At 35.8% G+C, this 13469-nt stretch carries 19 protein-coding genes; 4 read left to right on the top strand and 15 right to left on the bottom strand.

Features of this window, described 5'->3' with window-relative positions:
• Positions 1-34: 34 nt before the first annotated feature.
• Together purN and HNP77_RS06755 are read left to right on the top strand one after the other, a co-directional pair.
• Positions 35-655 (top strand): phosphoribosylglycinamide formyltransferase, encoded by a 621-nt coding sequence (purN, locus tag HNP77_RS06760; protein ID WP_184652417.1) that lies wholly within the window; start codon positions 35-37, stop codon positions 653-655.
• Positions 656-1759: a patatin-like phospholipase family protein gene (locus tag HNP77_RS06755; protein ID WP_184652416.1), complete on the top strand. Its 1104-nt coding sequence runs from the start codon at positions 656-658 to the stop codon at positions 1757-1759.
• Between the two features lie 19 nt (positions 1760-1778).
• Here HNP77_RS06755 and HNP77_RS06750 read toward each other — a convergent pair whose 3' ends face one another.
• A complete protein-coding gene (locus tag HNP77_RS06750) occupies positions 1779-3200 on the bottom strand; it encodes an OmpA family protein (RefSeq protein WP_184652415.1) in 1422 nt (473 codons plus the stop codon).
• Between the two features lie 68 nt (positions 3201-3268).
• Entirely contained in the window at positions 3269-4468 is a 1200-nt protein-coding gene (locus HNP77_RS06745) for a lytic transglycosylase domain-containing protein (protein ID WP_184652414.1), read from the bottom strand.
• A gap of 295 nt (positions 4469-4763) precedes the next feature.
• On the opposite strand from HNP77_RS06745, the gene HNP77_RS06740 reads away from it, so the two are divergent.
• Together HNP77_RS06740 and HNP77_RS06735 are read left to right on the top strand one after the other, a co-directional pair.
• Positions 4764-5084: a type II toxin-antitoxin system Phd/YefM family antitoxin gene (locus tag HNP77_RS06740; protein WP_184652413.1), complete on the top strand. Its 321-nt coding sequence runs from the start codon at positions 4764-4766 to the stop codon at positions 5082-5084.
• Between the two features lie 3 nt (positions 5085-5087).
• Positions 5088-5408: a type II toxin-antitoxin system RelE family toxin gene (locus HNP77_RS06735; protein WP_184652412.1), complete on the top strand. Its 321-nt coding sequence runs from the start codon at positions 5088-5090 to the stop codon at positions 5406-5408.
• A gap of 463 nt (positions 5409-5871) precedes the next feature.
• Here HNP77_RS06735 and HNP77_RS06730 read toward each other — a convergent pair whose 3' ends face one another.
• The 13 genes from HNP77_RS06730 to HNP77_RS06670 form a co-directional block, all read right to left on the bottom strand.
• A complete protein-coding gene (locus HNP77_RS06730) occupies positions 5872-6255 on the bottom strand; it encodes a helix-turn-helix domain-containing protein (protein ID WP_246428877.1) in 384 nt (127 codons plus the stop codon).
• A complete protein-coding gene (locus tag HNP77_RS06725; RefSeq protein WP_246428876.1) occupies positions 6245-6487 on the bottom strand; it encodes a type II toxin-antitoxin system RelE/ParE family toxin in 243 nt (80 codons plus the stop codon). The genes HNP77_RS06730 and HNP77_RS06725 overlap by 11 nt, the downstream gene beginning before the upstream one ends.
• Before the next feature lie 320 nt (positions 6488-6807).
• Positions 6808-7575 (bottom strand): NADase-type glycan-binding domain-containing protein, encoded by a 768-nt coding sequence (locus tag HNP77_RS06720; RefSeq protein WP_184652410.1) that lies wholly within the window; start codon positions 7573-7575, stop codon positions 6808-6810.
• Positions 7576-7887: 312 nt separating this feature from the next.
• Positions 7888-8217, bottom strand: coding sequence for a hypothetical protein (locus HNP77_RS06715; RefSeq protein ID WP_184652409.1), 330 nt, complete (start codon positions 8215-8217; stop codon positions 7888-7890).
• Complete coding sequence (locus HNP77_RS06710) at positions 8214-9137, bottom strand: hypothetical protein (protein ID WP_221266536.1); 924 nt, start codon at positions 9135-9137, stop codon at positions 8214-8216. The genes HNP77_RS06715 and HNP77_RS06710 overlap by 4 nt, the downstream gene beginning before the upstream one ends.
• 175 nt (positions 9138-9312) lie before the next feature.
• Entirely contained in the window at positions 9313-10125 is an 813-nt protein-coding gene (locus HNP77_RS06705) for an NADase-type glycan-binding domain-containing protein (protein WP_184652407.1), read from the bottom strand.
• Between the two features lie 138 nt (positions 10126-10263).
• Positions 10264-10629, bottom strand: coding sequence for a hypothetical protein (locus tag HNP77_RS06700; RefSeq protein ID WP_184652406.1), 366 nt, complete (start codon positions 10627-10629; stop codon positions 10264-10266).
• A 305-nt stretch (positions 10630-10934) separates the two neighbouring features.
• Entirely contained in the window at positions 10935-11339 is a 405-nt protein-coding gene (locus tag HNP77_RS06695) for a putative toxin-antitoxin system toxin component, PIN family (RefSeq protein ID WP_184652405.1), read from the bottom strand.
• Positions 11336-11584 carry an AbrB/MazE/SpoVT family DNA-binding domain-containing protein gene (locus HNP77_RS06690; protein WP_184652404.1) on the bottom strand — a complete coding sequence of 83 codons (249 nt, stop codon included), beginning with the start codon at positions 11582-11584 and terminating at the stop codon, positions 11336-11338. Before HNP77_RS06690 ends, HNP77_RS06695 begins: the two co-directional genes overlap by 4 nt.
• Before the next feature lie 273 nt (positions 11585-11857).
• Complete coding sequence (locus HNP77_RS06685) at positions 11858-12103, bottom strand: DUF3781 domain-containing protein (protein ID WP_184652403.1); 246 nt, start codon at positions 12101-12103, stop codon at positions 11858-11860.
• A 108-nt stretch (positions 12104-12211) separates the two neighbouring features.
• On the bottom strand, positions 12212-12550 hold the full coding sequence (gene mazF, locus HNP77_RS06680) for an endoribonuclease MazF (protein ID WP_184652402.1): 339 nt from the start codon (positions 12548-12550) through the stop codon (positions 12212-12214).
• Positions 12544-12777: an AbrB/MazE/SpoVT family DNA-binding domain-containing protein gene (locus tag HNP77_RS06675; protein ID WP_184652401.1), complete on the bottom strand. Its 234-nt coding sequence runs from the start codon at positions 12775-12777 to the stop codon at positions 12544-12546. Before HNP77_RS06675 ends, mazF begins: the two co-directional genes overlap by 7 nt.
• A 74-nt stretch (positions 12778-12851) precedes the next feature.
• A complete protein-coding gene (locus HNP77_RS06670) occupies positions 12852-13457 on the bottom strand; it encodes a hypothetical protein (protein WP_184652400.1) in 606 nt (201 codons plus the stop codon).
• Positions 13458-13469 lie beyond the last annotated feature (12 nt).

Here is a 13469-nt window from a genome sequence, read left to right as displayed (position 1 = left end):
TCCGATAAAATCTTCATATTTAAGAGGTGTTTACATGAATATTGCGGTTTTAGTCAGCGGAGGCGGTACAAACCTTCAGGCACTCATCGATTACGAAAAACAGACTCCGGACTGTCCATATCATATTGTTACGGTTATCAGCAGTACTAAAAATGCCTATGCCCTTGAAAGAGCAAAAGCAGCTGGAATTCCTGCAGAAATCAAAAGCCCTTATTCAGTTTTAGGCAAAGAAAAAGCCATGACTGCTGACCGGGACCAGAAAAGATTTGCAGTAAGTGATGCAATTCTTGAAACCTGCCGTGCCTATAAAGCCGATGCAATAGTTCTGGCAGGATATCTTTCTGTTCTTGGCGGAAAAATCATTGAAGAATACAAAGACCGCATCCTTAACCTTCACCCGGCACTTCTTCCTAAATTCGGAGGCGTAGGAATGTGGGGACACAACGTTCATGAAGCTGTTCTTGCTGCAAAAGAAAAAGAAAGCGGCTGTACGATTCATCTTGTGGATTCAGGATGTGACTCCGGAAGAATCCTTATTCAGAAAAAAGTACCGGTTTTAGAAAACGACACCCCAGATTCACTATACGCACGTATAGCCCCGGAAGAACATAAAGCAATTGTTGAAGGTGTATGCCTTCTTGCTAAAGGAATCTAAATGAAAAAATCGATATTACTGACAGTTTTCTGTATTTTTCTGACCGCAGCCGGCGCCGAAGAAAAAAGAATCGGACTTTGCCTTTCCGGCGGTGGTGCAAAAGGTGCCTATGAAGCAGGGGTCTGGATTGCCATGGAGCAGATGCATCTTACAGACAACATTACGGCGGTTTCAGGAACCTCTGTAGGAGCCCTTAACGCTGCCCTCTTTACAAACGTATCTCCATATTCCGTAAAGAAACTGTGGAAAACTCAAATAGGTTTTGATTCCGTGCTGACTCCGGACTTTGATAAGTATGCAGACGTCCTCAGTTTTACGATGGATTATTCAAGAACCCTGCTTTCTCTCTATAATGAATATAAAGAAAATGCCCTTTCTGATGACAGCCCATTCCTTAAAAGCCTTGAACAGGCAGGAACAGACCTTGCTTCTTCCGTAGCAAACTATCTGAAGGATTATTTTACCAGCGGAAAAGGTGCAAAAGGGATATTTTCCCGCTCAAAACTGACAGCTATTATAGAAGAAAACATTGATTTCAATTCACTTAAAGACAAAAAAGCTAAAATCTATGTTACCTGTTTAAGAAAATCCAATCTTGCCAGAAAAATCATGAACATAAGTTTTACAGGTTACACAGACTACAGCGAAACCTTCATTCTTAATGAACAGACCTCTGCAGAAAACGTAACCAAACTGCTTCTGGCTTCTTCTGCAATGCCGGGAATCTTTGACACGGTACACCTGGATTCCAGCGTAATTAAAAACGGTTCCAGCCTTTCTGAAGACGGTGAATACATTGACGGCGGATTCGAAAACGCAGGAGGACAGAACATTCCTGTAAAGCCGCTCCTTAAAGATGAAAACGTAGACACAGTTATCGTTGTTTATTTAAGAAGCGATTCTTCTCTGGGAGACAGTAAAATATCCCGCTCAGGAACAAAACTTAACGGCAAAAAACTCATAGAAATAGTACCAAGCCAGCCGTTGGGAGACCTTGTTCACGGAACCCTTAACTTTAATGAAGATCAGATTGATTCCCTGATACGTCTGGGCTATACCGACGCAAGAAAAGCCCTGAAAGAACACACAGACCTGCTTTACTAAAGTCCTTAAAAAGCTTAACTTACTGAACCCGCTGTACGTAACCTGATTTAGGCATTACCTGAATCTCTACACGGCGGTTCTGAGCACGGCCTTCCGGAGTTGAATTAGTAGCAATAGGCTTTGTTCCTCCGTAACCCTTGTAGGTAAACAGAGAACTGTCCACACCCTGATCCACCAGAGCCTGAATTATTGCCTGTGCACGTAAAACGCTAAGCTGCTGCTGGCCTTCCGGTTTATTTACATCTGCAGTATGACCTTCCACAAGAATCGTAAACTCTCCGTCCATGACATATTTTTTTATTGACTGTGCTATCTGAACAATACGACCCTGTTCTTCAGGCAGAAGTTCCGGAGAATCAGCTATAAACTTAAGGTTTTCCATCTTGAACCTGAATCCGCTTGGTCCCGGAAGAAGGAATGTATCAGGAATAGGGTTTTCAAGTACATATCTCTTGAGTTTTTCGTAAGCAACATAATATCTCTTGTTTTTATCAGGAGCTGCTACACCGTGAATGAGCAGGTCTTTATCCAGAAGAATGACAACCCTTCCTTTACGCAAAAGATCAAGGTTTTCTTTTACGGAAGTAATCTGAAGATAGTCATTCTTAGAAATGACTGAATCCGTCCTGTTGATTCCATAAACCTTCTTTGCACTTATCCACAGGGGCTTTTTGCCTATACGATCTTCATATTCCTCTACAAAAGGACTTGATGAATACAGAACAATACCCTTTTCTTTAGCAACGGAAGGATCCACCATATTGCGCTCATAGACAAGATCCATGCCTTCACTCCAGATTTTTGGAAAAATACACGGATATGTCCTGTCTTCAACAAATTCACCATGAACCGGAAGCGTTCCCCTGGCATCAATAATGATTCCTGTATAGGCCTTAGAGGCAACAGTTTCTATAGGAACCCGCTGTGTATAGGCAACATGATGCTTTACAAGGCTCGCACCGATATTCTGAATCTGAATTGTATGCTGTGTTACAAGATTATTTGAACCGTTCTGAAAAAAAGCCGGAGTCTGCTTACTGTTGTCTATAATACGCGTAAGTTCTTCAAGAGTCACGGTTTCTTCAAGTACCAGATCTCCAAGAGTTTTATTATTATCAACAAATATTGAAAGAAGCGGATCCTTTACAAGTGCCGGGAGTTCCATCTGAATTTTATTAATGGAAGAAGACTTGCCGCTTGGCATAGGAATTCCTGCCTTTGCTACATCCAGGGATACGTTTGAGGTAAATGTATTTTTTGTCCAATTAATTGTAGACGTTGAAGTCATGACCGCATCTTCTTCCGAAGCATGACCGTCATAGTTTGCAAGACGGCGGGCCAGCTGCTCTATTTCAAGCTCTTCCGTCGGACTGATGTTCCCCTGAGAAAATAACCCTGCTGCAAGAAAAACAACCGCAAGCGTACATAAAATCTTCTTCATTTATAAAAATTACCTCTTTTGCACTTTATCGGCATTTAAACCGCGGCACTTAAGAAAACCATGAAGTTTTACTTGAACACAGGAATGACAAGTTTCTGATTTATTCTGAGTATGCTTATTTCTTTTATATTGTTTGCACGGCACAAATCATCCACTGTAAGGCCATAAGAGCGGCTTATGCTCCATAAAGAATCACCTTTTTTTACTATATATATGAGTGCATCCGTAGCAATGTCTGCTTTTTTTAATGCTTCTGCAGCCTTTTCTGAAGTTCCCGATGGTACTCTAAGGGAATATTTTTCTCCTGCCGGCGTACACTTTTTTAAAAGTGAAGGATTTAAAAAATCAAGAACGCTGCGCTCAATTCCCGTAAGTTTAGATATCTGTTCCAGACTTATCATTCCTGCCACAGTAACATACTCATATTTTTCGACGGCATGAGTTTCTATTGCCTTGTCTGCAATTCCGATTTCAAGAACCCCATAATACTCAGCATTTTCTATTACATCTGCAACTGCTATAAGCTTTGGAACATAGTCTCTTGTCTGTGCCGGCAGATATCCGTGTTCTGCAAGATACCAGAAATCTTTACCCGGGTGTTTTTTCAGTATCCGCTTCATTGCTCCGGCACCCATATTATATGCAGCCAGAGAAAGTTCCCAATTATGAAACATCTTATAATTATCCAGAAGCTTACTTAATGCTGCATCCGTTTCTTTCCAGGGATCAAGGCGTTCATCATACCATGTGTTCTTTTTTAAAAAGGGAGACATGCTGTTTGTCATGAACTGCCACAGTCCCGTTGCTCCTGTACGTGAAACAGCAGTAGTTTTGTAATTTGATTCAATTATGGGAAGATACTGAATTATCATCGGCATCTTTTTTGCCTTAAGCTGCTGCCTGATGTACGGCCTGTATGGAAGGGAATCATAAAGTATGGCTGTAAGCTGAGCTTTGCCTGTATCTTTTAAATACTGCGTGCGGAATTTTTTTGTAAGGGAGTGATTCATTCCGCTTAAGCCGACAGAATAGCGTTTTGCTTCAGGAACAACTGTATAGATTTTTGTATATTCTTCATCAGGTTCTGCTTCCTGTTTTTGTTCCGGCAGAACTTCTGCTGCTTTTTGAAGCGTCTGTGTTAAATCTTCTACCATCTCCTGCAAAGGAGGAAGTTCTTCTTCTAAAACAGGCTCCAGGTTCTGGGAAAACAGTTTTATCTGCGTGAATGCTAAAATTGAAAGTAAAAAAGCTTCTTTTTTATGAACCACAGTCCCTTCACCATAATGAATTTACGCAGTCACCCTGCAGTTGTAAGATTTTATCAGAGCATTTTTTTTATTACAACATATCCCGGACAGGCAGACAAATTTCTATTTTCCTCTGCTTATACTTTTTTCTTCGGTGCTGAATATTGCAGGCTCGATTCTGGCAGGTGAAAGCTCCTTCCCTCTTTACATGGACAGTTTTGCAACGATTGCCATTGCTGCGATGAAAGTAATAACAACAAATTTGACAACAAATAAGTTGTAAAATATAATACAAATAGTTACTGGAGGTAGCATTATGAAAGCAATGAACGCATTAAACGTGCTTGATTCTATAATTCCCATAAGTCTTTTTAATAAGGGACAGGCAAACAAGATTTTTGCTGATGTAAAGAAATTTGGAACTCGTATTGTTGTAAAAAACAATACACCTGAATGCATTCTGATGAGTCCGCAAAGCTATCAGCAGATGATGGAAGAATATGAAAACGCCATTCTTGCCGCAGAGGCTGAAAAACGTCTGGCAAAAAACAGTGAATATATTTCGCATGATGCTGTTATGAAAGAATTTGGTCTTGAGGAGTCGGACTTAGACGATGTAGAAGTAAATCTGGAGTAAGAGATGGCTTGGGAAATAAAGTATCATCCGCTTGCAAAAGAAGAGCTCGCACGTCTTGACGGTTCTGTCCGTAAGATAGTTTTAAAAGGAATTATTAAAGTCTCTGATAATCCAAAACCCCAAAGTGAAGGTGGCTATGGGAAGCCTTTAGGGAACAAAGCCGGTAATGATTTAACAGGACTGTTAAAGATAAAATACCGCGACATCGGAATCAGGGTTGTTTATAAACTTGTGGAAGATGAAAAAACGCATAACATGTATATTCTTGTAATTTCTGCAAGAGCTGATAACGAAGTTTACGATTTGGCTGGAAAAAGGAAATAGCACATAATAATTACTTAAACGGTGGCGCGGCTTGACCGCAAAATCCGCTTTGTAGCTTTGTTAGGCGATATTTCTTTTCTACAATGCCTTGTAGATTTTATACTTTTCATCTAATATACATCTCATAGGGGACGCTTAGTAAATTGTGGCGGCTTGCCTCCGATTTCTCGTGAATGAAGGAGGCCGTCTGTGACAAAGTACGAAAAAGCAATGCTTATCATTGCTATCATCGCAATTGTTATAGACCTGCTCACCTTCCTAATAAGATAGGATTTTAGAGCATAAAAAAAGCCCGCCCATAAGTGTGACGACTTCGGCGGACTATTCAAAATAGCTTAACGGAAACGGTCGCTCGATTGCTTTGCGTCCCTGCTTTCTTTAAATATACATAGCTATACAGTTTTTGTCAACTTTTCTATAAATTGCAACTAGTTGTTGTTTTAAGGTTACTACCTTTTTTTAGTTATTCAGCAATATTAGCTATGCATTCAACAGTAATATATTCTTCGCGATTATCGCCTTTTACCATTAAAACTAGCTGAACTTTGTCTTGTGCCATTGGCATCATTCTCAAACCGCCATATTTTCCAAACACAGATGCAACTTTTTGAAGGGTAGATAATCGAATATCTTCGGAATGATTTTCCATTCGCGAAATAACGCTTTTCTTAGTTTCAAGTTTTTCTGCCAACTGTTCTTGTGTCATTCCGCTCTCTAGTCGCATTTCTTTTATCATCATACCGATTTTGAATTCTTCATAACCTGTATCAAAATTTTTTGCAAATTCTGAATCTTTTTCTTTACGCTGAGAAATATAATCATCTAAATCTAATGTTTTATTTGCCATTTTCTTTACTCCTTTTCAAAAAATCTTTCATTCTTGCTTCACAAACTTCTATTTCAGATTTCGGTGTCTTCTGAGTCTTCTTTTGGAAACCATTTATAAAAATTACAATATTTCCATTGTGAAAGAATCCTAACAGCCGATAAATATTTCCACCCAACTCAATTCTGACTTCGTAGAAATCGGTATCTGATAGTTTCTTAAAGTATGTTTTTGGAACTTTTTCATTTTCCAAATGTATGCAATAATCTATAAAATACCACAAATGATTCCCCAATACTGGAGAGGAATAAAAAAGAAGCTGTGCGTTTTACGCAACTGAAATTCTTCTCCTGATTCTTTGTCAATCACTGTTTTGCCTGGTCTGCTGTTAAGATATCTGCCTAAAAACCAGCAGACGGAAAATGTCAACATAGAGGGCAGGTGGTTTTATGGCAAAAGTACGTTTTTTTGTACCAAACTGTGTCCTTCCCTGAAAAATTTCTGCTTCAAATCTATCACACTGGCTTGCGGTTTTCTGACATGAGGCAGACAAATTTCTATTGTTGGGGGGAATTAATAAGAAGTCCATGTGCGACATAATACAGAGGAAATACATGTATCTTCATATAAATCACCTTTATAGACATCAAGAATTTCTATAATGATTTTTTTATTATTCCTATTATTGAATTTTATTTCCTGAAACTCAACTTTATCTTTTAATTCTACCGTAAAACTTTCTGTGTCTGTTGTTATACGCAAAGTTTTAGGCCGTGAGTTTTTTTTATATAAATCTGGTCGTTCTGCTGAAACATATCCAGGAAGAATATATATTTTGCTTAAATCAGCTTCACTTATAAAAAGTTTTTCCCCAATACCATATCCATCAACACCTTCTGACCATACATAATTAAGATTAGCCCACCTAGAAAGTTTATTGGAACTATATTCTTTTTTTCCCTCTTTTAAAAATGAAGTTGCAGTTATTGGTTTAAAACATAAAGACTCAAGAAGTCGTGAGGATACTTTGTTACCAAAAAAGAATGGGATATTATTTTTATATAAAATTAACCAGTCATCAAATTCAAAAAATCTATATTTTTCTTCGTTTCCATCAACAGTCAATACTAACTGCTGATTATCATATTTGTCATGAAGAATTTTAAAATCTCCATTCCTTACAAATATCTCACCAGTTTCCATATTCAAAGTTGTCTGCTTAAATGTTTTATCAAAAAAATAAAAACTAGTTTCTTCACTGGAATAATTTTGATTTTCAATTGAATATGAATTCATATAAATACAACATAAAAAAAATATAATTAAATTTGTTTTATTCATTGTCTGCACCTATAATTTTAATATTTATTGTATCAACGTCATTTGAAGACAAATGTAATTGATGTAATATGTTTATTGTTTCATTAAATTCTTTCAACCTCATTATCTGACAACCCTTACTATATGTTTTTTTTGAGCATCGGTCTGCTCCTTTCCATCCAGGGCCACATACTTAACCGGATTGTTCCCGGCGTAATGGTACAAATTGCTGTTGATCGGGTTAAAGAGACCTCCCATACCCGGTAAACTTCCAGAATCTTTAGCATTTGCCTTGCCTACGGCAGGATCTGTTGATATCCAAATACTGTATTTTTAAGGCAAATAGACATGAGCCTCGTTCTTAACTTTCTGCTCTTCAACCCAAATTTCTCCGTAAGGAGTATATTCTATCCTCTGGTACTCATCGCCCCTGTAGTCCGTAATCAGAGCAGCCGAACCTAAATAGTCTGAGTGGTAATAGAATTGCTTGTAGTATTCCTCATGTATGGTTCTTTCTCCACCCGCAGCAAGTTTCGTTACAATCCGTATCTTGGTTTGTACCATCCACATTTTTTTCAAAGAACTGGTTATTGCAAATCTTCTACTTACGATAATAAAAGAAGAATATTTCGTATACTGCTTTGAATCAAAAAATCTAATCACGAATTTTTTTTTAATTTTTTGACTTTTACAAGTTCCCCGTCTTGAATTTTACAGACATAATAAGACCATATCGTAGAATCGCTACCGAATATAAATCTATGGACAGGATTGAACCTCTTGTGTTCAGTTCTTAAAACATATATGTCACCGTTTTTCCGTATGGCAATAATTTTCTTTTTTTCTGGAACGAATGTTTTTAACTCATGTAAAGAAATATTTTCGTCAGTGTAATTTGCTGTGAAAAGTTTATTTTGTACAGATAGATACACTTTCCCGTCTTCTGCGAAAACTTCCGTTAAATAATTTGTTTCTGTTAAAAAAAGTTCTTTTCCTGTACTTAAGGACATAATCTTCAGAAAGTATTCTAGCCTGCCGTCTTTTCTATATTTTGAACATTGGCACAGAAACCTGTCATTTTTTTCGTCAACATACATAGGACCGGTGCAGGAGACTTTAAAAGAAGATTTATCAAGCTTGTATTCTAAAACCACTTCCAGTGAATCAACAGTCCTTTTTGTTATATAAAAATCAGACTTAGAATAATTAGAATTAATAGTATGCTCCAGACAAAAAATGCAATTTTCAGAATAAAAAGCAGAATCCAATTCCCTGTTTATGTTTTTTCTGTTAACTGTATAAATCGGCGAATGTTTCGAATCTTTGTAACTATAGAATTCAAATTGATATTCATCAAAATGCTCCATCTTTTTGTAGAGAATAAACCTGTCATATATATCAACGATTTGAATTGTTTTAATAGACCCGGCTCCAAGTATGGGATTCGTGCACGCCAGCACCGGAGTAAACTTTTTAAAATCCTCCGTAGACCAGATGCCAAAACCATCCGTGATGTATTTTTTTTCTGCATGCACAGCCAGCGACAAAGCTAGATAAGTTGAAATCAATATTAATTTTTTCATAATTTACTCCATGTTTTTCCATTATCGTATAACTCGACAAATAAAGCAGAATGCCCAAATCCTCCAGCTCCAGTACTATCGTTTAGGTAGCCAGAAATTCTTCCATCCGGGTCCACATACTTAACCGGATTGTTTCCGGCGTAGTGGTACAAATTGCTATTGATGGGGGGATAAACTAATAAAGAAAAAACATAGAATTAATGCAAGTATCCTTGTATTTTGTTCCTTCATAGACTTCAAGAATTTCCAGTTCTACATTACTTTCTATTCTTTCTCCTAAAGTAATTTTTTGAGGAGCCGGCGTATCTTCAAGTTCTATTATCATAGATTCTTTACTCACATCAAGAAATGACAACTTAATTTTTTTTGGCCTGGAATTTTCCTTGTAAAGATAAGGTTTTTCATAAGATACATATCCTGTCATTAAATAAATAACAGTAGAGTCGATCCCAAATGTTATTTTTTGACCAATCCCGTTTCCTTTAACATTTTCTACCCAGGGAGTTTCCAAATTCCATGTTCCAATATTTTCCGCAGGATATTCTTTATTGTTTTCTTTTAAATATGATGTTGCCTGATAATTTGATTCATCCGGAAAACACATAGCTTCATAGATTCTCAGATTATAATATCCAAAATATTCAGGTTCTTTTTTATCTTTAGAATACAAAAGTAGAACGTCATCAGATGCTATGCAAAGATAAGTTGTTCCATTTTCTAAATCAAGAAAAGTTAGGCCGCCATCCTTTCTTTCGCTATATTTGTAACTTCCAATGATATAGTTTTCAAATTTTTTTCCTTTTTCATAATCAATGAAAAACATAGTATTATCTTTAAATCTGATGCTGTGATCTACACTAACACCAAGATCGATGTCATACCATTTATCTTCAAGCTTAAAATTTTTCATATCTATTTTTTGAAAAGTTTCAGCCTGCAAAAAAAATAAATTCACTATAAATAACAAAAATAAAACATTCTTTTTCATGATTATTCTCCTAATGGCAAACTGTGTCCTTCCCTGAAAAATTTCTGCCACAAATCTATCACACTGGCTGCGTTTTGTATGCAGGACTTGCGGTTTGCTGACATGAAGCAGACAAATTTCTATTGATGGGGTATTACATTAAACGCATAAAATTTTAATTCGTTTTATAAATACAATGAGATTTATCATTATACTCAATTGAAATACAAGGTAAATCTTAATTCTTCCATCAATAAAATCTGCATAGTTTAGAAAATATACATCTTTAGTTTCATTATACTTTTCCATTGCAACTACAAAAGTATCAACGCCTCTTCTCGATTCCTTTTGATAGTACTTATTATAAAAACCAAGATCATATAATGATTTATAATCACCTTTTTCTTCCAGATGTTTTATTAATTTATTACGTTCAACAATATTCAACTTAATAGCTTTTATACATAAAATTATAAGCGTAATTAAACTTATAAATAAAATTACAGCCCATACAATATTTTTCATTAAAACAACCCTTCTAATATACCTTGTAAAATTTTTTCTAAAAAACTCTGTTCATAATATCAGACAAATATAAAGCTGAACTTCCTGAACATATCCTGTTTTCCAATTATTACTAATGTTTTGTTCAAGATTTAATTCAGCAACCGTAATATCTATATATTTTTTATTATCCTCATAACTCGAATGAAAATTCAGAAAATCATACAGCACATTCAGGTTTTAATGTAGTGTTCATGGGTGATGGTAATAATTGCTTAAACGGTTTTGCGGCTTGACCGGTTTGTCGGTTTTGAAGCTTTATTATGCTAATTTCCTATCAAGTCAAAATATTTCGCAGGCGTAAAAATCAATGGCTTATCAATTTTAACATCTTCAAAATCTTTGTCGCCTGTAAGTAAAATATCAGAATCAGATAAAATCGCAGAAACCAGAACGGGCAAATCCTTTATATCCCTGATTTTTGGATATTCCTTTTCAGCGATTTTAGAGGGAGTTGTGAATTCCTCAAAATTAATGCCGTCAAAAAAGATTTCAAGTTGTTCAATTTTTGTAGGAAATTTCTTTTCAAATACTTCCTTACATTCTTCTTTTGTGTAGGAAGAAATTATTACCGTATGTTTTTCAAGTAAATGTGAAAAAACTTTAGAAACCTTTCCGTTTGGAAAAAGAAGCGTAGAGATTACGACATTTGTATCTACGAAAACTCTCACCTGGATTTCCTCAATTCCTTGATATAAGCGACAACATCGTCTTCTGTCTCAAAGCCTGCTTTTTTTGCTTCGCCTTTCATTTGAGCCTGTACATTCGCCAGAGTGATTTGAGATGCATTCGTAATATAAACTTTGCCGCTGCTCTCCTCAAAAAAAACTTTATCGCCAGCTTTCAGCTGAAGCTTATTCCTTATCATAAGAGGAATTGTAATCTGCCCTTTTGAAGTTACTTTTGCAAGTTCCATAAAACACCTCCTTACTTTCCTTACTTGAATGTACCTCGATTCTCCCATCGCCGTCAAGATTTTTTTTTGCTTAGTCTGTAAATTTCAATTTTCTCGGCAAATTCTTGCAGCAAATCGCCATTGTATACTTTTTTCCGTGTAGAATTACGGACTTCATTCCATAAAATTGAAGCAACCTTTAACTTGTTTGCATATGAATTTGTTGATTCATCGGCGCAAAAGTCTTTTACAAATTTATTCCATTGCAACGATGAATCGTCGTATTTTGCATATTTACATTTTATGAGCCGTAATGATTGTATAGCTGTATGAATTTACAGTTATTCTTATTCCATCGATTTCGCAATACCAATTCTTGCCTTGTTTATAAATGCTGCAGTTTTTCTCTAAAATCTTATATTTACAAAAATCAACGGCATTGCAGTTTCCAAGATCCAAATTCTTTTTGATTCTGTCCGCTCCCATTTCTGTTGTATGGATTTTATCGATATTTTCTAAAAGAGTTTTCTTATCATCCATATTTTCACCTAAAACAAACCAGCCCAGTGGGCTGTGAGCATAATAATTGCTTAAACGTTTTTGCGACTTGACCGCGACATCCGCTTTGAAGCTTTGTTATGTGAAATTCTATTCAATCATCAATTTGATATTATCAACAACAGTATTAATTTCTTTTTCTGTTGCTTTTTCTATAAAGTCACAGTTTCTTTGAGTCCAGTCAAGATTTTTTACCTGGTCACTCAAAATGCAACCGTTGATAGAATGATTGTCTAAGACAATTTCAAAAGGATAACCTTTTATATGGCTTGTTATAGAACAGAACAAAGCAAGCCCAATCTTTTTATTGTATATTTTCTGAGAAACACAAATCGCAGGACGGCGACCTTTTTGCTCATGTCCGGCTTGCGGGTCAAAATCCAGCCAAACCAAGTCGCCTTTTTCTGGAACATAATTTGATTTTACCATTCTTCGTTACCTATCGCATGGCCTGTTGAAATTTCCGAATGAATGTTATCGGCATTTACCATAGCCATCATATCATCAAGCGATTTTTTCTGGGGAAGAATGATCATTTTTCCTTTTTCGGCAATCACTTCAATTTTACTGCCACTTTTTACATTATTATCTTTTGCCCAAAGAGAAGGAATCCTAAAACCGAGGCTATTGCCCCATTTCTGAACTACTGCCTGCATAATGCTACCTCCAATATTCATAGTATATACATTGTATATCTTTATTGTCAAGGAAATTGCACGGAACTTTGTTTTTACAATAACATCCAAAAGCCGGCTGGTAAAAGTATTATTCCAAAAAACAGAGATATGATACAAAGTTTTAGATCAATAAAATTTGAGCCTTCCGCAGATTCAAAATCTTCAAGATTTTTGGGAAAAGTCATCAGACTGCCACACCCAAATAACATTAAAAAAATTGGAGCGATTATTCTATTAACAGATTTCTTATCAAAAAAATGGAGACTTATAAAGAATGTGATAAAATTTACAACAATCAGAATTAATCCTGCGATAAAAAGAATAGTTGTTTTTGACATTCTTATTTTTGTTTTTTGAGAATTCAGCATCCGCGAAGATTCTCTATCAAATAAATCTTTGAGTTCTTTAGGATTCTGAAAATCAATGAATTTTTCTTTTTTATTTATGCTCACCCGAAGTTTTTTTTCTTCATAAATTACTTCTATAAAGTTTTTTTTATATTCACAGCCAAAAAGAATTTTCTCTTCAAAAAAGTTTTGCAAAGCAATTTCTGAGACAGATTTATCCAGAAATTCAGGGATATTCTTATATGCATGTATCTTATAGTCCTGAGTTTGATAATAATATTTTAGATTACTTTTTTGTTTATCGAGTTTCATATTTAAATACAT

The organism is Treponema rectale, assembly GCF_014202035.1.
In the GTDB taxonomy this organism is placed as follows: Bacteria; Spirochaetota; Spirochaetia; order Treponematales; family Treponemataceae; genus Treponema_D; species Treponema_D rectale.
This window is presented reverse-complemented; position numbering and strand designations above follow the sequence as displayed.